General features: G+C 59.7%; 24 protein-coding genes. 14 read left to right on the top strand and 10 right to left on the bottom strand.

Features of this window, described 5'->3' with window-relative positions; genetic code table 11:
- The coding region (locus tag PMI01S_RS17630) for a GntT/GntP/DsdX family permease (protein ID WP_218028108.1) at positions 1 to 230 on the bottom strand (230 nt) is incomplete at its 3' end.
- A 403-nt stretch (positions 231 to 633) separates the two neighbouring features.
- Here PMI01S_RS17630 and PMI01S_RS17635 point away from each other — a divergent pair.
- The 3 genes from PMI01S_RS17635 to PMI01S_RS17645 are packed head-to-tail and all read left to right on the top strand — an operon-like array spanning position 634 to position 3259.
- Positions 634 to 1395, top strand: coding sequence for a hypothetical protein (locus PMI01S_RS17635; RefSeq protein WP_084321257.1), 762 nt, complete (start codon positions 634 to 636; stop codon positions 1393 to 1395).
- Between the two features lie 60 nt (positions 1396 to 1455).
- Positions 1456 to 1782 (top strand): NIPSNAP family protein, encoded by a 327-nt coding sequence (locus PMI01S_RS17640; RefSeq protein WP_084321258.1) that lies wholly within the window; start codon positions 1456 to 1458, stop codon positions 1780 to 1782.
- 40 nt (positions 1783 to 1822) lie between these two features.
- Positions 1823 to 3259: a M15 family metallopeptidase gene (locus PMI01S_RS17645; protein WP_084321259.1), complete on the top strand. Its 1437-nt coding sequence runs from the start codon at positions 1823 to 1825 to the stop codon at positions 3257 to 3259.
- A gap of 4 nt (positions 3260 to 3263) precedes the next feature.
- Here the strand turns inward: PMI01S_RS17645 and PMI01S_RS17650 are convergent, their stop codons facing one another.
- From PMI01S_RS17650 to ggt, 4 genes are all read right to left on the bottom strand, one after another.
- Positions 3264 to 3722: a GNAT family N-acetyltransferase gene (locus tag PMI01S_RS17650; protein WP_084321260.1), complete on the bottom strand. Its 459-nt coding sequence runs from the start codon at positions 3720 to 3722 to the stop codon at positions 3264 to 3266.
- Complete coding sequence (locus tag PMI01S_RS17655; RefSeq protein WP_084321261.1) at positions 3623 to 4729, bottom strand: sterol desaturase family protein; 1107 nt, start codon at positions 4727 to 4729, stop codon at positions 3623 to 3625. Before PMI01S_RS17655 ends, PMI01S_RS17650 begins: the two co-directional genes overlap by 100 nt.
- A 410-nt stretch (positions 4730 to 5139) precedes the next feature.
- Positions 5140 to 5673, bottom strand: coding sequence for a cysteine hydrolase family protein (locus tag PMI01S_RS17660; RefSeq protein ID WP_084321262.1), 534 nt, complete (start codon positions 5671 to 5673; stop codon positions 5140 to 5142).
- Between the two features lie 69 nt (positions 5674 to 5742).
- A complete protein-coding gene (gene ggt, locus PMI01S_RS17665; protein WP_084321263.1) occupies positions 5743 to 7470 on the bottom strand; it encodes a gamma-glutamyltransferase in 1728 nt (575 codons plus the stop codon).
- A 150-nt stretch (positions 7471 to 7620) separates the two neighbouring features.
- On the opposite strand from ggt, the gene PMI01S_RS17670 reads away from it, so the two are divergent.
- Positions 7621 to 8133: a methylated-DNA--[protein]-cysteine S-methyltransferase gene (locus PMI01S_RS17670; protein WP_084321264.1), complete on the top strand. Its 513-nt coding sequence runs from the start codon at positions 7621 to 7623 to the stop codon at positions 8131 to 8133.
- Between the two features lie 118 nt (positions 8134 to 8251).
- Here PMI01S_RS17670 and PMI01S_RS17675 read toward each other — a convergent pair whose 3' ends face one another.
- Positions 8252 to 8842: an NUDIX domain-containing protein gene (locus tag PMI01S_RS17675; protein WP_084321265.1), complete on the bottom strand. Its 591-nt coding sequence runs from the start codon at positions 8840 to 8842 to the stop codon at positions 8252 to 8254.
- Between the two features lie 52 nt (positions 8843 to 8894).
- Positions 8895 to 9332: a hemerythrin domain-containing protein gene (locus PMI01S_RS17680; RefSeq protein ID WP_084321266.1), complete on the bottom strand. Its 438-nt coding sequence runs from the start codon at positions 9330 to 9332 to the stop codon at positions 8895 to 8897.
- A gap of 149 nt (positions 9333 to 9481) precedes the next feature.
- On the opposite strand from PMI01S_RS17680, the gene PMI01S_RS17685 reads away from it, so the two are divergent.
- Positions 9482 to 9907 carry a GNAT family N-acetyltransferase gene (locus PMI01S_RS17685; protein ID WP_084321267.1) on the top strand — a complete coding sequence of 142 codons (426 nt, stop codon included), beginning with the start codon at positions 9482 to 9484 and terminating at the stop codon, positions 9905 to 9907.
- A gap of 148 nt (positions 9908 to 10055) precedes the next feature.
- Here the strand turns inward: PMI01S_RS17685 and PMI01S_RS17690 are convergent, their stop codons facing one another.
- Positions 10056 to 10406, bottom strand: coding sequence for a hypothetical protein (locus PMI01S_RS17690; protein ID WP_084321268.1), 351 nt, complete (start codon positions 10404 to 10406; stop codon positions 10056 to 10058).
- Between the two features lie 161 nt (positions 10407 to 10567).
- Between PMI01S_RS17690 and PMI01S_RS17695 the strand changes: the two genes are divergently transcribed.
- The 9 genes from PMI01S_RS17695 to PMI01S_RS17735 all read left to right on the top strand — a co-directional run bounded on the left by PMI01S_RS17695 (position 10568) and on the right by PMI01S_RS17735 (position 15563).
- On the top strand, positions 10568 to 10813 hold the full coding sequence (locus tag PMI01S_RS17695) for a hypothetical protein (RefSeq protein ID WP_084321269.1): 246 nt from the start codon (positions 10568 to 10570) through the stop codon (positions 10811 to 10813).
- Between the two features lie 20 nt (positions 10814 to 10833).
- On the top strand, positions 10834 to 11163 hold the full coding sequence (locus tag PMI01S_RS17700) for a DUF6388 family protein (RefSeq protein WP_084321270.1): 330 nt from the start codon (positions 10834 to 10836) through the stop codon (positions 11161 to 11163).
- 28 nt (positions 11164 to 11191) lie between these two features.
- A complete protein-coding gene (locus PMI01S_RS17705) occupies positions 11192 to 11896 on the top strand; it encodes a YoaK family protein (RefSeq protein ID WP_084321271.1) in 705 nt (234 codons plus the stop codon).
- Between the two features lie 189 nt (positions 11897 to 12085).
- The gene (tusD, locus tag PMI01S_RS17710) at positions 12086 to 12478 is read left to right on the top strand and encodes a sulfurtransferase complex subunit TusD (protein WP_084321272.1); all 393 of its coding nucleotides are present in this window, start codon (positions 12086 to 12088) and stop codon (positions 12476 to 12478) included.
- A gap of 1 nt (position 12479) precedes the next feature.
- The gene (gene tusC, locus PMI01S_RS17715; protein ID WP_084321273.1) at positions 12480 to 12842 is read left to right on the top strand and encodes a sulfurtransferase complex subunit TusC; all 363 of its coding nucleotides are present in this window, start codon (positions 12480 to 12482) and stop codon (positions 12840 to 12842) included.
- Positions 12842 to 13135: a sulfurtransferase complex subunit TusB gene (gene tusB, locus PMI01S_RS17720; protein WP_084321274.1), complete on the top strand. Its 294-nt coding sequence runs from the start codon at positions 12842 to 12844 to the stop codon at positions 13133 to 13135. Before tusC ends, tusB begins: the two co-directional genes overlap by 1 nt.
- On the top strand, positions 13132 to 13467 hold the full coding sequence (locus PMI01S_RS17725) for a TusE/DsrC/DsvC family sulfur relay protein (protein WP_084321275.1): 336 nt from the start codon (positions 13132 to 13134) through the stop codon (positions 13465 to 13467). The genes tusB and PMI01S_RS17725 overlap by 4 nt, the downstream gene beginning before the upstream one ends.
- On the top strand, positions 13464 to 14465 hold the full coding sequence (locus PMI01S_RS17730; RefSeq protein WP_084321276.1) for a glycosyl transferase family protein: 1002 nt from the start codon (positions 13464 to 13466) through the stop codon (positions 14463 to 14465). Before PMI01S_RS17725 ends, PMI01S_RS17730 begins: the two co-directional genes overlap by 4 nt.
- Positions 14466 to 14555: 90 nt before the next feature.
- The gene (locus tag PMI01S_RS17735; protein WP_084321277.1) at positions 14556 to 15563 is read left to right on the top strand and encodes a glutathione S-transferase family protein; all 1008 of its coding nucleotides are present in this window, start codon (positions 14556 to 14558) and stop codon (positions 15561 to 15563) included.
- 127 nt (positions 15564 to 15690) lie between these two features.
- On the opposite strand, the gene cysG is transcribed toward PMI01S_RS17735, so the two are convergent.
- Together cysG and serS are read right to left on the bottom strand one after the other, a co-directional pair.
- Complete coding sequence (cysG, locus tag PMI01S_RS17740) at positions 15691 to 17085, bottom strand: siroheme synthase CysG (protein WP_084321278.1); 1395 nt, start codon at positions 17083 to 17085, stop codon at positions 15691 to 15693.
- Positions 17086 to 18366, bottom strand: a complete 1281-nt coding sequence (gene serS / locus PMI01S_RS17745; RefSeq protein ID WP_084321279.1) for a serine--tRNA ligase — start codon at positions 18364 to 18366, stop codon at positions 17086 to 17088. It abuts the gene before it with no gap.
- Positions 18367 to 18372: the final 6 nt, after the last annotated feature.

Genomic DNA, 18372 nt, shown 5'->3' on the forward strand with positions numbered 1-18372 from the left:
ATCGTGCCCAACGCCACCACCAGCGCGATGTGCCCCAGGGTTTTACCGACACCGGCCTCGTACGCACCGACCACCCCGGACGGCGGCATGCCGGCCAGCAGTGCCAGGCCGATGGAGACCAGGGTGATCACGATGAACGGATTGAGTCGATAACGGGCGATCAGAACGATCAGGGCAATGATGGCAATGGCGGCATACACCAGCAGCCAATAGCCGAAGGACAGGGTCATGCGGTACTCCTCGAAAGGGTCACGTCGAATGGGTTGTGAAACTCATAAAACATTTCGAAGAGCGATTTTCAAACGAGGCGAAAGTAATTTTCGTAGAGGGATAAGGGTTGTCGCGTAGAGGTATGGAGGGTCGTGGTTTTTGAAATTGGGTCAGGCGGATTTTCATCGAGCACAGCCTGATTTTCTGCATCAATCTGGCAACCAGAGGTTACATAGCGGATTACCCGAGCAAGAATTGCCAGCTGGTTTTAATGGGAGGTGATCGAACATCGTCGAGCTTTACCTGGCCCGTCGTTACTGGATAATGGCAACCTGCCACTCACCTGGCCTATATCACGGTTCTTTTAACAGCCCGACATTCGCCTTCAAGCACGGACGGCTACACGACAAGGAGTTGGCAGCATTGACGCCACAACAAGATTCCCTCACAGCACCGACCCGCACGCAAAAAGTCACCTCACTGATAACCCGTGGCATGGCTGGACTCGGTGTCGTACTGGGCGCCCTCTGGGCGTTGATCACCTATGCCGTACCCGACCCCAGCGTATTCGGCTTCAGCTTCATCAGTTGGAAAAACGTGGTCTTGCTGGTCAGCACTTTCCTGTTTCTCGGGGTGGTGTCCATCGGCTGGCAAATTCGTAACTTCACACCGATGCTCAGAGGTGTGCTGCAATTTTTCATGGTCGCCGGCCTGTCGTTCGGCTTTTTCATTCTGGGTACGGAATTCGCCAAGCCCTCATTCGAGTTCGCCAAACTGCAATCAAAGGTCGTCGAAAACGAAGCTAGCAACCTGCTGGGCAAGCGCATGGAAGTGCTGGATAACGTGCGCATCGAACTGGAAGGTTGCGAAAACATTGGTCGCTTGCCCACCTGCACCTTCGAGTTGACCAACCTGAACGTCGACCGCAGCTTTCGCTTCGACGATGGCACCATGCTGTTCGACGAATCCGGTGGACCGCTCAAACCCCAATCGATCCGGGTGGGACAGGTCGAGGATAATTACTATCTTCAGTTTCAGTTGATCCGCAACGTACCGACCCGGGTTACCCTGAATTTCCAGCAGAGCAACAGCAAGTTGAGCAAAACGCCCGCGATCAAGCTGGGCTTTCGTGACGGAAATAATGATTCACTGACGCTCAAGTTCAGTGAGATTGTCATGCACTAGGCATCAGCGACTTGCGATCGCCGCGCGAGATCATCGGTTCATACAAAAGGAGAGCGAAACATGATCACCTGTTATCTGAAATACGTACTCGACCCCTACCAGATCGAGGCGTTCGAACACTATGGAAAGTTGTGGATTCCACTCGTTGAAAAATTCGGCGGCCAGCATCACGGCTACTTCCTGCCGTCCGAAGGCGCGAACAATATCGCCATGGCGATGTTCAGCTTTCCAAGCTTTGCAGCCTACGAGCGTTATCGGCAGGACTCCATGAAAGATCCTGAGTGCATCGCGGCGTTCAAGTTCGCTGAAGAGACAAAATGCATCCTCAGTTATGAGCGCAGTTTTTTCAGGCCGGTGTTTGGCGATCAGGCGCAACAACTCGCCTGATGTCGGTCGGCAGTGTGTAGCCCTCACCAGGAGAAATCGCATGGGTTCCCCTTACAAAACCGCACGATCCTGGCTGCAGTCACTGCTGTTCCTGACTATCGTCATCCCCACCGTGACCCGTGCCGAGCCACGGCCCGAGCACATGGTCTACTTGCGTACGATTGATCCGACCATCGAGCAGGACATTCGCTACGCCGGCGCCCACAACTTCACCGGCCACCCACTCGACGGTTACGCAGCCGCCGAATGCCTGATGACGCTCGACGCCGCCAAGGCGCTCGCGCGAGTACAAACAGCGCTGCGCTCGCAGGGTTATGGTTTGAAGGTCTTCGACTGCTATCGACCGAATCGCGCTGTCGCCGATATGGCGCGCTTCGCAAACGAACCGGGCGACCCGCGCAAGGCCGAGTTCTACCCGCGCGTGGACAAGCAGGATTTCTGGCGCCTGGGGTATGTGGCGCGGGTGTCGAATCACTCCCGCGGTTCGACCGTCGACCTGACACTGACCGGACCGAAAGCGTTGCCCGCCGCAACCTGGACGCCTTCGGCCGCGCAGGTCGATTGCACGGCACCCTACGCTCAACGCTGGCATGACGGCGCGCTCGACATGGGCACCGGCTTCGATTGCTTCGATGAGCGGACGCATACCGCCAACCCGACAATCAGCGCGGCCGCGAAGGACAATCGTCAGCGGCTAAGCAGTGCGATGGAAAAAGAAGGGTTTTCCGGGTACTCGAAAGAATGGTGGCACTTCACTTACGCAGGCGCCGGCGCGCCGAACGAAGTCATGAATTTCCCGATCACGCCGCTTAGCGCCAGCGAAGCACTCGACGCCAGCCATCAGCTGATTGTGGTCACCAGCAAAAACTGGGACGACATCCAGGGCACCGCCCAACGCTATGAGCGGGATGGCAAGACCTTTCGAAAATCGGGTAATGCGTTTGCCGTGGTGCTCGGCAAAAACGGCATGGCCTGGGGCAAGGGGTTGAGCAGCGTTGAGCCAGGCGAGGGGCCGGTGAAACGTGAAGGCGACGGAAAAACGCCGGCCGGGGTGTTCACGCTCGGAACGGCATTTGGCTACGACAACACGGCCGAAACGAAACTGCCTTACCTCGCTCTGACGCCGGCCATCGAATGCGTCGACGACAGCCACTCCGCACGCTACAACGAGCTGGTCGACGGCTCGAAGATCGCCAAGGACTGGAACAGCGCCGAACGCATGCGCAGCGAGGAAGGTTATCGCAAGGGCATCGTCATCGAGCACAACACACCGGCGTCCCCCGCCTCGGGCTCGTGCATTTTCTTCCACATCTGGCGCAGCCCGACCTCGCCGACGGCAGGCTGCACGGCCATGGATCAGGCGGACATCTCCCATTTGTTCGACTGGCTCGATCCTCGCCAGTCTCCCTTGCTGGTGCAAATGCCCGAGGCGCAATACGAGCACCTGCGCGAACGCTGGAATCTCCCGGAACGGTGAGACATCAGCCCTGCTTCAAATCGAGGCAATAGGTGTAGTAACCCGTTTCGCGCACGTAGCCCAGGGATTCATACAAGCGTTGTGCCTGGTGATTGTCCGTGGCCGTTTCCAGCACCATGCCTTTGGCGCCGGTCAGCAACGCGAAGGATCGTGCGGTGTTCATCAGCTGCGTCGCGACCCCGCGGCCTCGGGCGGCGGGTGCAGTGAACAGATCGCCGAGCAGCCAGGTGCGGTGCGCATCGATGGAAGAAAAAGTCGGGAACAACTGGACGAAACCCAGCGTTTCGCCGGTGGCGTCCTGGGCGAAGAAGATCACCGATTCATCCCGGGCAAGGCGCTCGGCGATAAAGTCACGCGATTGCGTCAGGTTTGAGGGTTGGCCGTAGAAACCTCGATAGGCGTCGAACAGGCTGGCGACGTTGTCGAGGTGGGTGGCGTCGGCGCGATGGACCTGGACATCCATGAGAGGGGTCTCCGTGAGGCAGCAGTGGTGTGTCGGGCAATGTCGATAAACGGCGTGACGATCAGGCTGTAGACCGTCAGGTATCGGTCGTGATCCTGTTCACCGGTGCCGAACCGGAGGACTTCAGGCCTGGACGTGGTGACGTAGAGCGTACCGAACATCCAGTCCCACAGTGACAGGTTGATACTGAAGTTTTTGTTGAAGTGTTGCGGTGCGTCGCTGTGGTGGATCTGGTGCTGGGCCGGGCTGTTAAGTACGTGCTCGAGCACTGGGCCGTACGACAGCCAGACATGGCTGTGACGCAGGTTTCCCGCCAGCGCATTGAGGATGAACACCAGATACGTCACGCCAAACAGGGAATAGCGGCTGATCTCGCCACCACAGGCATACCAGAAGACGCCGGCATAGGCGCCGATGCCGATGATCGTTGAAAGCTTTTCGACAATCTTCTCGACGAAATGAACCCGACTGGCCGTTGCCGGCACCAGCACCGGCGCCGAATGATGGACTTTGTGAAAGGCCCAGAGCCATCGGGAATGAAAGGCGCGGTGCGCCCAATAGGCCATGAAGTCTTTCACCAGGAAAACGCCGAGGCCGTAGAGCAAGCACAGTGACAGGTTCTGCTCCACTTGCACCCGCGCGCCCCACAGGTTGGTGAAAAAGGTGATGTAGTCACCGGAGCGCAGAACGATCGGGTCTACCAGGCCGACAATCGGCAACACCAACGCCACTTTCAGAATCGCCCGCACAAAGTAGTAGCGGTAATCGAGCAACGCCGAACGATGGAAATACACACGACGCCCGCCGATGAACTGTCCGAACGACTGGGCTTCGGTGAGACCTCGATGCTTTCTGAACCGAAACAGGCCGTAGGCGATGCTGTATGACGAGAACAGAAACAGTAAACCCATGCGCCCGTTCAGATCGAAAAGACCCAGGAACTGGTGAATGACGGGCTCGATCACCCACTCGGTCAGGCCGTTATAGAGCAGCGCAAGGGCATCCAAAATGGACTCGCCTCCATCAATACAAGGAATTGCCAATCATACCCTAACCGAGAACGATTCTTGAGTGTGGTTCCAGTTCGGGTCTCTGCACGTCCCTCCCCTGTGCAGTGAACTGAGGTTGCAGGCGTACATTGCATCTGGTCGGCGACGCGCACCTACTGGTGTCGGAGGGGGTGATACCGGAACGAAGGGGCTGATGTTGGCGACTTGAGGCGGTTGATTGACGGTAGGGGGCGCTTCCTGGCGATGGCGATCATGAGACGGTTATCGCCAGCAAGCCGGCGCCTACAGGATCGGGTTCTCAACGCCGCGGCCGAGGACACCGCAAAACCTTGTAGGAGCCGGCTTGCTGGCGATGGCGTTCGAAAAATCGCCATCGCCAACCAATCTGGCTCCTGCAAAAAACAACGCTAGAACGTGATGGCCGCCGCGGGCGTCACGTCGATCCGTGCCACCGAACCGGTCAGACGCGCCAGGTCCTTGTTGTGCTCGGCGATGATGTCTTCGGCGGCAAGGTTTCCGTTGTCGACAGTGGAGTGAGCGTCAGCCGCCAGCACCACGTCGTACTCCAGTTTCAGTGCCTGACGCACGGTGGCGTTCACGCAATAGTCGGTTTGCAGACCGCAGATGACCAGGCGTTCGAAATCCTCCTTCGGCAGCAGCTTTTGCAGAGTGGTCTGGTAGAACGAATCCGATGTGGTTTTGCGAACCCGCAAGTCCTTCGGCGAGACATCCAGCCCTTCGGCCAGTTGCCAGCCGTCGGCGTTAAACGCCAGCAGACTGCCCTCTTCCTCATGCTGGATCAGCACCACCGGAATCCCGGCCGTTCGGGCGCGGGCGCTGAGACCGTTGATGCGTTCGATGACGCGCGCAATCTCGAAGCACTCGTACTCACCAGCGCAGAGCGCCTGCTGGACGTCGATGATTAACAATGCGGTGGTCATGATTCCTTCCTTGATCTGTCGGTGAGTCAGGGGACAGAAACTAACTCCGTCCCCTTGCGGAAACAACCCTCAATAGCCCAGCGACAACCCGGTGTTACGACGCGGATCGTTCGCCCCGTAGAAACGGTTTTTGCCCACCGGTTTACCGTCCAGCGACGGCGCCCCGACCAGGATGGCCGCGATATGATTGGCATCTTGCGGCCCGGCGAACTTGTGCCCCCAGCTTTCGAGCAGCTTCACCGTGTCCGGACTGGTGGTGAAGGTTTCCAGGTTGGTCTCTTCCGGCAGCCACTGCTGGTGGAAACGCGGCGCATCCACCGCTTCCTGGATGTTCATGCCGTAGTCGATCACGTTGAGGATGGTCAGCAAGGTCGCGGTGATGATGCGACTGCCACCCGGCGTGCCGACAACCATCACCACTTTGCCATCCTTGGTGACGATGGTCGGGCTCATGGACGACAACGGCGCCTTGCCGGGCGCGATGGCGTTGGCCTCCCCTTGCACCAGGCCGTACATGTTCGGCACGCCGATTTTCGAGGTGAAGTCGTCCATTTCGTCATTGAGAATGACCCCGGTCTTGCTGGCCATGACGCCGGCGCCGAACCAGTCGTTCAAGGTGTAGGTCACCGAGACCGCGTTGCCCCACTTGTCGACGATCGAGTAATGGGTGGTGTTGCTGCCTTCGTGGGGCGCGACCCCGGGTTTGAGCTCGCTGGACACAGCGGCCTTCTGTGGGTTGATGGCGGCGCGGATTTTGGTCGCGTAGTTTTTATCCAGCAGATGCGCGATCGGGTTCTTCACGAAGTCCGGGTCGCCGAGGTAGCTGTTGCGGTCCACATACGCGTGGCGCATGGCTTCGATCTGGTAGTGCATGCCCTGCGCCGAGTGGTAGCCCAGGTCCTTCATCGGGTAGCCGTCGAGGATGTTCATGATCTCGCAGATGACCACGCCGCCAGAGCTTGGCGGTGGTGCCGAGACCACGTGGTAACCGCGATAGTCGCACTCGATCGGCGCCAGTTCGCGGGTCTTGTATTTGTCGAGGTCGGCCTGGGTGATGATGCCCTTGTTGGCCTGGCTGGAGGTGACGATGGCATCGGCCACCCAACCCTTGTAGAACCCGCCCGCACCTTTTTCGGAAATTTCCCGCAGGGTCTTGCCCAGGTCTTTTTGAACGAGTTTCTGCCCGACCTGCATCGGCTCGCCGTTGCTCAGGAAGATCGAGCCGGAATCCTTGATGTCCTTCTTGAACACATCGGTGGCGTACTCCAGCAAATCGACATCGCCCTGCTCCAGCGTGAACCCGTCTTCAGCGAGCTTGATGGCCGGTGCGATCACTTCCTTGCGCGGTTTGGTGCCGTACTTGCTCAGTGCCAGTTCCATGCCGGAGACCGTGCCCGGCACGCCGACCGCGAGGTGGCCGCGGGTGCTGAGGTCCGGGACGACATTGCCCGCCTTGTCGAGGTACATGTCGGCAGTCGCGGCCAGGGGCGCTTTTTCGCGGAAGTCGAGGAAGGTCTTGCGCCCGTCCGCCAGTTGAATGGTCATGAAACCGCCGCCACCCAGGTTGCCCGCCGCGGGATACACCACCGCCAGCGCATACCCGACCGCGACGGCGGCATCGACGGCGTTGCCACCGCTCTTGAGCACATCCACACCCACGTGGCTGGCCAGATGCTGGGCGGTGACCACCATGCCGTTTTCGGCGGCGACGGGCGCAACGGAGGCCGCGTGGGCCATCAGGCAGCTGAGCGCCAAGGAGGTCGCTATGAGCGATTTGGCAAAAGGTTCGAACTTCATGAGTCGGTCTCTTTTTGTTTTTAGGGTCGGTAAAAAAAACAGAGAAAACGTATCAAGAGCAGTACGCAGTATGGCTGGGATTACGTATTGCGCCTCCCCGACGAGGCAGTATGCTTGCCCCCTGCTCACCTGTTTTCGGAGTTCGCCGGCATGACGTTTACCTTCACCACCATGGCCTCCCCGGTCGGCGAATTGAAGCTGGTCGCGAACGGCTCGAGACTGGCGGCCATCCTCTGGGAAAACGACAAACCGGGTCGGGTGCGGCTCGGTCCAGTGAGCGAAGCCCCGGACAACCCGATCCTTGTTCGCGCCCGACAACAGTTGACGGAATACTTTGCCGGCACACGAAACCGCTTCGACCTGGAACTGGATTTCGTCGGGACGGACTTCCAGAAGAAGGTGTGGCAAGCGCTGTTGACCATTCCGTTCGGCGAAACCCGCAGCTATAGCCAGATTGCCCAGCAGATCGGCAACCCGAGCGCGGTTCGCGCGGTGGGTGCGGCGAATGGCAAGAACCCGATCTCGATTGTTGCGCCGTGTCATCGGGTGATTGGCGCGTCGGGGAAACTGACGGGTTTTGCAGGCGGGCTTGAGGCGAAGGAATTGTTGCTGACGCTGGAGGGCGGGCAATGGGGTGCAACGGGAAGACTGGAAGGCTTTTGATTTCGCAGGAGCTGCCGCAGGCTGCGATCTTTTGATCTTCCGGTGTTCGCAAAAACGCCAAGAATCAAGATCAAAAGATCGCAGTCTGCGGCAGCTCCTACTGGATTGTGTGCGGTTGTTAAGCCGTGAAGATGTTTTTCATCGCCGCATACTGCAGCAGCATGATGGTCTTCGCATCGCAGATTTCGCCGCGATAAAACGACTCGAGCGCTGCATCGAACGACCACTCCAGCACTTCCAGCTCTTCGGTTTCTTCCTCCAGCCCGCCACCCTCGCTGACTTTCGATGAAGCGTCATATTCGGCGATGAAAAAGTGCAGTTTTTCCGTCACCGAGCCGGGGCTCATGTAGGCCTCGAAAACCTTCTGCACATGGTGCACGCGATAACCGGTTTCCTCTTCCGCTTCATCGCGTATGCGCTCTTGCGGCGCGGCGCCTTCAAGCAACCCCGCCGCCACTTCGATCAGCAAACCGTCGTGACCATTGACGAATACCGGCAAGCGGAACTGCCGCGTCAGCACGACGGTTCTCTTTTCGCGGTTGAACAGCAGAATCGCCGCGCCATTGCCACGGTCGTAGACCTCGCGGGTCTGGCGCTGCCATTCGCCATTGTTGCGCTGATAATCAAAGGTGATTTTCTTCAGCAGGTACCAGTCGTGGGACAGTACCTGGGACTCGATGATGTTGACCCGCTCGGCTGTGTTCGGCATGACAAGGCGTCCTTATATCGTCAGAAGGCGCCCATCTTAGACGAAAATCCCCTCATGACAGTTGAGCCTTGTATTCCTTCTCATATTGCCCGGCGAGCGATTCCTTCTGCTTGTCGTCGAGCAACTTGCCGGCCATCTGGAAGAACTTCTGCTCTTCCTCCTTCAAGTGGTGATGGACCTTCTCGGAAAGTTTCTTCGCGGCCACCAGCCAGGCCGGGCTGGACATCTCGGTCTCGTCGAGTTCCTCCATCATTTCGTCCATCTCGTGGTGTTCGGAAATCGCATGGCGGCTGAGGTCGACACCGCTATCGAATGCCATCAACGGGATATAGAAATGCCGTTCTTCAGCGGTTTCGTGAGCCTGAAGTTCGGACTTGAGCTGTTTGTACGCTTCGACGCGTTCCGGGGTGTCGCCGCTGGTCTTGACCAATGCATCCGCGTAGGTGCGTTGGCGGTCATGGCTTTCGCGCAAGGCTTCAAAAATGTTCAAGGCAGGTGGCCCTCATCGGCTGAGTTCTGGAATGACGTTGTAATGGCTAGACATCTTCGCGCTGGCAACGGTTCCTCTGTTCATCAGGGGATAGAACAATCGTCGCGACCCGGATACGCTCGTGCTTCACCGCCTTAAGGATTTAGCCGATGACACTCAGCATCGAACTGTCACAAAACCCGACACCGGAAGATCGCGAAGCGATCCTTGCACCATTGCGGGCCTACAACGTCGCGCAAGCGGGTGACGGCAAAGCGCAACCGCTGGCCCTGCTGGTGCGCGATGACCAGGGTGAAATCCAGGGCGGACTGTATGGCCGGTTTTTTTATCAGTGGCTGTTTATCGAATTGCTGTCGGTGCCGGAACAGGGTCGGGGACAAGGCCTCGGCGCAAGGCTGATGCAGATGGCTGAAGACCTGGCGCGGGAGAAGGAATGCGTGGGGATCTGGCTGGACACCTTCGATTTTCAGGCGCCGGAGTTTTACAAGAAGCTCGGGTATAGCGAGTTGGGCCAGATCGTTGACTACCCGCCGGGGCATAAGCGGTTCTTTTTCCAGAAGCGCCTGCTCAACTGATCGAGCCCCATTTACCCGATCGACACCGAACAAATGTGGGAGCGGGCTTGCTCGCGAAAGCGGTGGGTCATTAAACATTGATATTGACTGAACCACCGCTTTCGCGACCAAGCGCGCTCCCACAGGGATACTGCGTCAATCCATCAGATCACAGGCAAGTCGCCAACGCCGCCAACCGGCGCTTGGCAACAAAGTCGTCATGCTGCGCGTAGTAACTCAACGTCGTACTCGACGCATCTGCGGTGATGTCCACAAAGGATTCCGCCGAGCGCGTGTAAACAGTCGATCCACCCTTCTTGCCCGGCTGCAGGTACGCGCCCGCATCGACGCCGAACACCGCCTCGTCCTGCCAGGAGAACTGCACGCACTGGGCAACGACTTTTTCCGGCTTGTCCGACGTCAGGGTTTTGTACGGAGTTCCGGTACGGGCATCGTTCATTACAGAACCCGCACATCCCGCCAGCAACGTTGCGGCCAGCGCCACCATCAGAATTCGCATTGCATGTGCTCATCAAGAAAAAGCGGACTGTATCACCGTGGGCGAGCGTATCGTTCTGCTTTACTGAATTTATACCGCGACACCGCGCAACGATTCGCGCACCCTGTCGCGCCATACGCTGCATCGCCCCTCTTTCCGGGCCCATTTTTTCTGGAACGTCCATGACACCCAACGCCGAATTTTACAAACCGACCGCTGAATATGCCGACAAGCTGATCAGCCAGATCGGTCAGACGCCTTCCTGGATCGCCAAGCGAATCGGCGTCACCGACAAGCGGATTCGTTACATCCTCGACGGCGAACGCACCGTCAAGGGCGAAACCACGCCGATCCAGATGACCTACTGCGAGCAGTTTGCCCTCGAATGCCTGGCGGCGGCGGCCAAGGCCAAGAAACAGTCTTCGTAACCCATTCTCAAGGAGCGACCATGGCGGCAACCGAACAGCAACACGAGCAAGCGCTGAAGAAGTTTCTCGATGAGCGCCCCGAATTGCAGCACGAGCTCGACAACCTCAACCCGCTGCTCGCCCAGGTCAAGGGTGAAACAGCGGCGCAATTTCGCGACGAACGCTTGCATGAAGCGTTTGAAGCCGAGGCCGAGCGCCTGGGTTTGTTCGCCTGGGAACTGACTCTGCAACTGACCGCCCCCACGCCTGAAGACTACGAGGCGCAACGCCTGAACGTGCACAGGGAAGTGGCCGAAATGGCAGGGATGGACTGGCGGGAATATTGTGAGTTATACGGATTGAATCCGTAACCGTTGCCGATCAAGGATCCTCTCGCCGATGCTGCCTTCATCCTCCACTATCCACGCCAGTCCGGGACACCTGCACATCCAGAAATGGCGCGGACGCATCGGCCTGTCGCTGGTGGCCGCGCTCTCGGTACTCGCCGGCATGACCGACGCCATCGGCTTCATGGCTAGCGGCGACTTCGTCTCCTTCATGAGCGGCAACACCACCCGCCTCGCCGTGGCGATCAGCGATGGCGACATGGGCCTGACATTGCGTCTGGTGCTCCTCGTGTCGACGTTCATCATCGGTAACGCCTTAGGCATTGTGGTCAGTCGTGTTGGCGGGCGTCGGGCGCTGCCGTTGCTGTTGTGCATCGCCATGCTGTTGTGTGGGGCCGCGACCTGGCCCTACGACGAACAACTGCCGGCGCTGCTGGCAACGATCATTGCCATGGGCATGCTCAATGCCGCTGTCGAAGAGGTGAACGGTCTGCCGGTGGGGCTGACCTACGTCACCGGCGCCCTGTCGCGTTTCGGCCGCGGCCTGGGACGCTGGATGCTCGGCGAGCGGCGTAACGGCTGGCGGGTGCAACTGATCCCCTGGACCGGCATGTTTGCCGGCGCAGTGCTGGGTGCCGTGCTGGAGCATCATCTTGGGCTCAAGGCGCTGTTTGTCAGCGGATTGCTGGCGGGTGCACTGGGGGCGCTGTCGCTGAAGATTCCGCGACGCTGGCAGTTGGGGTATATGCCGCGTTGAGAGGCGTAGCAAATCCGGCATTTAAGTCGACAGACAGACCGCCACCGCTGGCAAGCCAGCGCCTACAGGGGTTTGCGGCGGGTCACGGTCTTGCATAAGACACAGATCCTGTAGGAGCCGGCTTGCTGGCGATGGCGACAACTCGGTCCACGCCTTATCATGGCCGCAGTTTCGCTGATCGAGTCTGTCATGAAGTTCGCCATCGCGCTGTTTTCCGCCGCCCATGCGCCCTCCTCGCGCCGTGCCTTGCTGTTCGCCCAGGCTGCGCTGGCCGGCGGGCATGAAATTGTCCGGCTGTTTTTCTATCAGGACGGCGTGTACAACGCCTCCGCCGCCGTGGTCACGCCGCAGGATGAACAGGATTTGCCCAAGCAATGGCGCGCCTTTGTCACCGAGCACCAGTTGGACGGCGTGGTCTGCATCGCCGCCGCCCTGCGCCGTGGCGTGTTGAACGCAGAAGAAGCCCAACGTTATCAGCGTGAAGCGGTCGCCGTCGGCGCGCCCTGGGAACTGTCCGGGCTCGGCCAGTTGCATGACGCGGTGCAGGAAGCTGACCGCCTGATCTGCTTCGGAGGTGCGTGACATGCCCAAGTCCCTGCTGATTATCAGCCGTCAGGCACCGTGGTCCGGGCCGAATGCGCGGGAAGCGCTGGACATCGTGCTGGCCGGCGGCGCGTTCGACCTGCCGATCGGCCTGCTGTTTCTCGATGACGGGGTATTCCAGCTCACCGCGAAACAGGACGCCAAAGCCCTGCAACAGAAAGACCTGAGCGCCAACCTGCAGGCATTGCCGATGTTCGGCGTTGAAGACCTCTTCGTCTGTGGCGACAGCGCCGCTGAACGCGGTCTGGAGACGACCGGTCTGGCACTCGAAGAAGTCCAGGTACTGAGCGCCCACGACATCACCGCCCTCATTGACCGTTACGACCAGGTGATCACCCTCTGATGTCGACTTTACATGTGTTGTCTCATTCCCCGTTCGGCGACGATCGCCTGACCAGTTGCCTGCGCGTGATCGGCGCAGACGATGCGCTGCTGCTGACCGGCGACGCGGTGTACGCGTTGCAGCCGGGCACCGTGCCCTGCACCGCGCTGAATGCTCGCCACCCGACGCTGTTCGTGCTGGCCGAAGACGCCCGGGCACGCGCGTTGGAGATTCCTGACACCGCCAAGGCCATCGACTACGCAGCCTTCGTCGAACTGTCGATTCACTATGACAAGGTCAACAGTTGGCTATGAATTCACTGACCGTCGGCGCCCGCGCCATCGAGCTGGACAAGGATGGATTCCTGGTTGAACTGAGCGACTGGTCCACCGAAGTGGCCTGCGCCCTCGCCGCCGCAGAAGACATCGAGTTGAGCCCTGACCATTGGGAAATCCTCGAACTGCTGCGCAGTTTCTACGCCGAATTCCAGCTGTCCCCGGCGACGCGCCCGCTGATCAAGTACACCGCGTTGAAGCTCGGCCCGCTGAAAGGCAACAGCTTGCACCTGAACCGACTGTTCAAAGGCACCCCTGCCAAACTCGCCGCGAAACTGGCGGGCCTGCCCAAACCGACGAACTGCTTATGACCGACTACCCAGCGCTGACTCTCGAAACGCCTGCCGAACACCCGTTCGCCCAATTCGTGCGGATCCTCGGCAAAGGCAAGCGTGGCGCCCGGGACCTGACCCGGCAAGAAGCCCGCGAAGCCATGGGCATGGTGCTCGACGACAAGGTCGAGGACACCCAGCTCGGCGCCTTTCTGATGCTGTTGCGGCACAAGGAAGAAAGCGCCGAGGAGATGGCCGGGTTCACCGAAGCCTTGCGTGAACGTTTGCAGGCACCGGCATTGAATGTCGATCTGGACTGGCCGACCTACGCCGGCAAGAAGCGTCATTTGCCGTGGTATCTGCTGGCGGCCAAGTGCCTTGCGCAGAACGGGGTGCGGATTTTCATGCACGGCGGTGGCGCGCACACCGCCGGGCGGCTGTACAGCGAGCAACTGCTGGACGAGTTGAACATCCCGCTGTGCCGCAACTGGCAACAGGTCGGTTCGGCCCTCGATAACGGCGGCCTGGCGTTCATGCCGCTGGTGGATTGGGCGCCGCAACTTCAACGCATGATCGACCTGCGCAACACCCTCGGCCTGCGCTCGCCGATCCACTCCCTGGCGCGAATTCTCAATCCGTTGAACGCTCGCTGTGGCCTGCAAAGCATTTTTCACCCCGGCTATCAGGCGGTGCACCGCGATGCCAGCGGTTTGCTCGGTGACACCGCGATCGTGGTCAAGGGCGATGGCGGCGAGATCGAGATCAACCCGGACGCCGACAGTCACTTGTACGGCACCACCGGTGGCGAGAGCTGGGACGAGGAATGGCCGCAGCTGTCGAGCCAGCGTCACGTAAAACCCGCCTCGCTCGACCCCGAGCATTTAAAAGCCGTATGGCGTGGCGACGTGGTCGACAGTTATCCGCAAATGGCGCTGATCGCGACCATGGCCCTCGCCTTGCGCGGCCTCGGCAAGACTCGCGAGCAAGCCTTCGAAATCGCCCGGAAGTATTGGGACGCTCGGGATAGATCGATTTAACCGATCATAACCCTTTAAGCTTTGCGCTTTTTTATCGAACCTATCGGAATAGACTCCTCTCCAACGCTTATTGGTTAAGGAGTCTTGAACATGGGTTTGTTAGTTGAAGGTCGCTGGCATGACCAGTGGTACGAAAGCAGCAAGGACGGCGCGTTCCAGCGTGAACAGGCGCAGCGTCGCAACTGGTTGACCGCCGACGGCAAACCCGGCCCGACCGGTGTCGGTGGCTTTGCGGCCGAAGCGGGACGCTACCATTTGTATGTGTCCCTCGCCTGTCCGTGGGCGCATCGCACGTTGATCCTGCGCAAACTCAAAGGCCTCGAAAACCTGATCGACGTGTCGGTAGTCAGCTGGTTGATGCTGGAAAACGGCTGGACCTTCGACAAGCACCTGGGCTCGACCGGCGACAAGCTCGATCACTTCGACTTCATGCACCAACGCTATACCGCCGATACCGCCGACTACACCGGCCGCGTTACCGTGCCGGTGCTCTGGGACAAGCAGCAGAATCGCATCGTCAACAATGAGTCGGCGGAGATCATCCGCATGTTCAATGGTGCGTTCGATGAATTGACCGGCAATGACCTGGACTTTTATCCGGCGCCTCTGCGGGGCGAGATCGATGCGCTGAACGAACAGATTTATCCGGCGGTGAACAACGGCGTGTATCGCGCCGGGTTTGCCACGTCGCAAAAGGCTTATGAAGAGGCGTTCGATGAGGTGTTTGCCGAGCTGGATCGGCTGGAAGCGCTGTTGGACGCCAATCGTTATCTGGTGGGTGAATACCTGACGGAAGCGGACATTCGGTTGTTTACCACGCTGATCCGCTTTGATGCGGTGTACCACGGGCACTTCAAGTGCAACCTGCGGCGGATTGCCGATTATCCGAACCTGTCAAACTGGTTGCGCGAGATTTATCAGTGGCCGGGTATTGCCGAGACGGTGGATTTCACCCACATCAAGAATCACTATTACGGCAGTCACAAGACCATCAACCCGACGGGTATCGTGCCGAAAGGGCCGGAGCAGGATTTCACGGCACCCCATGATCGGACGCGGTTGAGCGGGAAAGGGGTTTGGCGCAAGGCCCAGGTTTGATCCGAAATTCGCAGCGGGCTGAGGGCCCTATCGCGAGCAAGCCCGCTCCCACATTTGACCGTATTCTTCTGTTAGAACTCGATCGAATGTGGGAGCGGGCTTGCTCGCGATGGGGGCAACTCGGTCTTCAGACCTGCGCCTGAGCCCCTTCAAACCACGCCAGTTTCTCGCGCAGTTGCACCACTTCCCCGACAATCACCAGCGTCGGCGCATGCACTTCATGCTCCGCCACCAGCCGTGGAAGATCGGCGAGGGTGCCGGTAAACACTCGCTGATTGACCGTGGTGCCCTGCTGGATCAATGCCGCCGGGGTATCCGCCCCGCGACCATGCTTGATCAACTGCTCGCAGATGATCGGCAAGCCCACCAGCCCCATGTAAAACACCAGGGTTTGCGCCGGTGCGACCAGATCGGCCCATGGCAAATCGGTGGAGCCGTCCTTCAAGTGACCGGTGACAAATCGCACCGACTGCGCGTAATCGCGATGGGTCAGCGGAATCCCGGCGTACGCCGCGCAACCGCTGGCCGCCGTGATCCCCGGCACAACCTGGAACGGGATGCCATGGGCCGCCAGTTCTTCGATCTCTTCACCGCCGCGTCCGAAAATAAACGGATCACCGCCCTTCAACCGCACGACACGCTTGCCCTGTTTGGCCAGATCCACCAATTGCTGATTGATCTGATCCTGCGGCACGGCGTGATCGGCGCGACGCTTGCCGACGTAGACCCGCTCGGCATCGCGACGGCATAACTCCAGAATCGCCGGCGCCACCAGACGGTCATACAGCACCACATCGGCTTGCTGCATCAGGCGCAAGGCGCGGAAGGTCAGCAGATCCGGATCACCCGGCCCCGCCCCCACCAAATAGACTTCGCCCACGGCAACAGGCGCTTCGCCATCGATTTTTGCCTGTAACAGACGCTCGGCTTCGGCGCCCTGCCCGGCCAGTTGCCGGTCGGCAATCGGGCCCTGGAACACCTCTTCCCAGAACGCCCGGCGCTGCTGCACATCCGGGAACAGACCTTTGACCTGGTTGCGAAAACGCGCCGCCAGCCCGGCCAGTTGACCGTAGGTCGAAGGAATCCAGGTTTCGATTTTCGCGCGGATCAGACGCGCCAGCACCGGCGCATCACCGCCGCTGGACACGGCGATGATCAGCGGCGAACGGTCGACGATGGCCGGGAAAATCACGCTGCACAGCGCAGGCGCATCCACCACATTGACCGGCACGCAACGCCGATGGGCATCGGCGGACACCTGCGCGTTCAGCGGTTCGTCATCGGTGGCGGCAATGATCAGCCCGCAACCCTGCAGATCCGCTTCGACGTAGCCACGCAACAGGCACTCGCCACCGCTGCCGGTAACCAGCTCACGCAGTTGCGGTTCGATTTCAGGTGCGACCACCCGCAGCAGCGCACCGGCTTCGGCCAGCAGGCGGGATTTGCGCAAGGCAATCTCCCCCCCACCGACGACCAAGACACGACTGCCGCGAAGGTTATGGAACAGCGGCAGATAGTCCATTTAGCCGATGACCTCGAGGCCACCCATGTACGGTTTCAGCACTTCAGGCACTCGGATCGAGCCGTCGGCCTGCTGGTAGTTTTCCAGCACCGCCACCAGCGTACGACCGACCGCCAGACCAGAACCGTTCAGGGTGTGAACCAGTTCAGGCTTGCCGGTTTCCGGGTTACGGAAACGGGCCTGCATACGACGGGCCTGGAAGTCGCCGCAGTTGGAGCACGACGAAATCTCGCGGTATTTGTCCTGGCTCGGGATCCACACTTCCAGGTCGTAGGTCTTGACCGCGCTGAAGCCCATGTCGCCGGTGCACAGGGCAATCGTGCGATAAGGCAGCTCCAGCAGTTGCAGGACTTTTTCGGCGTTGGCAGTCAGGCCTTCCAGCGCTTCCATCGAGGTCGATGGCTCAACGATCTGGACCATTTCAACCTTGTCGAACTGGTGCTGACGGATCATGCCGCGGGTATCGCGACCCGATGCGCCGGCTTCGCTACGGAAGCACGGGGTGTGAGCGACGAACTTGATCGGCAGCAGTTTCGAATCGACGATTTCGCCGGCGACGATGTTGGTCAGCGACACTTCGGCGGTCGGGATCAGGTACAGATCGGCCTCGCCTTCACGAGCGATCTTGAACAGGTCTTCTTCGAATTTCGGTAGTTGACCAGTGCCTTGCAGCGCCGGCGCCTGGACCAGATAAGGCGTGTAAGCCTCTTCGTAACCGTGTTCGCTGGTGTGCAGGTTGATCATGAATTGCGCCAGGGCGCGGTGCAGACGCGCGATCGGGCCGCGCAGCAGGGCGAAACGGGCGCCGGACAGTTTGGCGGCGGTTTCAAAGTCCAGCCAGCCGAACTTCTCGCCCAGGGCGACATGGTCCTGGACCGGGAAATCGAACGCGGTCGGGGTACCCCAGCGGCGCACTTCGACGTTGCCGTCTTCGTCATCGCCGATCGGCACAGACTCGTGCGGCAGGTTCGGGATACCGAGCAGGATCGAATCGAGATCGGTCTGGATCGCGTCCAGCTCGACTTTGCCGGCGCTCAACTCGTTGGCCATGCGCTCGACGTCCGCCATCAACGGCGCGATGTCTTCGCCGCGCTGCTTGGCCTGACCGATGGATTTGGAGCGCGCATTACGTTCAGCCTGCAGTGCTTCGGTGCGGGTCTGGACGGTCTTGCGCTGTTCTTCCAGCGCTTCGATGCGCGCAACATCCAGCGTGTAGCCACGGGATGCCAAGCGGTCCGCTACGTCCTGAAGGTTGCTACGTAACAGTTTGGAATCGAGCATGTCGGT

Origin of the sequence: Pseudomonas migulae NBRC 103157 (assembly GCF_002091715.1) — a bacterium.
In the GTDB taxonomy this organism is placed as follows: domain Bacteria; phylum Pseudomonadota; class Gammaproteobacteria; order Pseudomonadales; family Pseudomonadaceae; genus Aquipseudomonas; species Aquipseudomonas migulae_A.

Excerpts from the sequence above, each read along its gene's own strand:
- PMI01S_RS17725 (WP_084321275.1), top strand. The coding sequence starts at position 13,132 with ATGAATTCACTGACCGTCGGCGCCCGCGCCATCGAGCTGGACAAGGAT.
- PMI01S_RS17685 (WP_084321267.1), top strand. The coding sequence starts at position 9,482 with ATGACACTCAGCATCGAACTGTCACAAAACCCGACACCGGAAGATCGC.
- PMI01S_RS17735 (WP_084321277.1), top strand. The coding sequence starts at position 14,556 with ATGGGTTTGTTAGTTGAAGGTCGCTGGCATGACCAGTGGTACGAAAGC.
- tusD (WP_084321272.1), top strand. The coding sequence starts at position 12,086 with ATGAAGTTCGCCATCGCGCTGTTTTCCGCCGCCCATGCGCCCTCCTCG.
- ggt (WP_084321263.1), bottom strand. The coding sequence starts at position 7,470 with ATGAAGTTCGAACCTTTTGCCAAATCGCTCATAGCGACCTCCTTGGCG.
- PMI01S_RS17730 (WP_084321276.1), top strand. The coding sequence starts at position 13,464 with ATGACCGACTACCCAGCGCTGACTCTCGAAACGCCTGCCGAACACCCG.
- tusC (WP_084321273.1), top strand. The coding sequence starts at position 12,480 with ATGCCCAAGTCCCTGCTGATTATCAGCCGTCAGGCACCGTGGTCCGGG.
- serS (WP_084321279.1), bottom strand. The coding sequence starts at position 18,366 with ATGCTCGATTCCAAACTGTTACGTAGCAACCTTCAGGACGTAGCGGAC.
- PMI01S_RS17670 (WP_084321264.1), top strand. The coding sequence starts at position 7,621 with ATGACGTTTACCTTCACCACCATGGCCTCCCCGGTCGGCGAATTGAAG.
- PMI01S_RS17700 (WP_084321270.1), top strand. The coding sequence starts at position 10,834 with ATGGCGGCAACCGAACAGCAACACGAGCAAGCGCTGAAGAAGTTTCTC.
- PMI01S_RS17695 (WP_084321269.1), top strand. The coding sequence starts at position 10,568 with ATGACACCCAACGCCGAATTTTACAAACCGACCGCTGAATATGCCGAC.
- PMI01S_RS17705 (WP_084321271.1), top strand. The coding sequence starts at position 11,192 with ATGCTGCCTTCATCCTCCACTATCCACGCCAGTCCGGGACACCTGCAC.
- PMI01S_RS17675 (WP_084321265.1), bottom strand. The coding sequence starts at position 8,842 with ATGCCGAACACAGCCGAGCGGGTCAACATCATCGAGTCCCAGGTACTG.
- PMI01S_RS17640 (WP_084321258.1), top strand. The coding sequence starts at position 1,456 with ATGATCACCTGTTATCTGAAATACGTACTCGACCCCTACCAGATCGAG.
- cysG (WP_084321278.1), bottom strand. The coding sequence starts at position 17,085 with ATGGACTATCTGCCGCTGTTCCATAACCTTCGCGGCAGTCGTGTCTTG.
- PMI01S_RS17645 (WP_084321259.1), top strand. The coding sequence starts at position 1,823 with ATGGGTTCCCCTTACAAAACCGCACGATCCTGGCTGCAGTCACTGCTG.
- tusB (WP_084321274.1), top strand. The coding sequence starts at position 12,842 with ATGTCGACTTTACATGTGTTGTCTCATTCCCCGTTCGGCGACGATCGC.
- PMI01S_RS17650 (WP_084321260.1), bottom strand. The coding sequence starts at position 3,722 with ATGGATGTCCAGGTCCATCGCGCCGACGCCACCCACCTCGACAACGTC.
- PMI01S_RS17690 (WP_084321268.1), bottom strand. The coding sequence starts at position 10,406 with ATGCGAATTCTGATGGTGGCGCTGGCCGCAACGTTGCTGGCGGGATGT.
- PMI01S_RS17660 (WP_084321262.1), bottom strand. The coding sequence starts at position 5,673 with ATGACCACCGCATTGTTAATCATCGACGTCCAGCAGGCGCTCTGCGCT.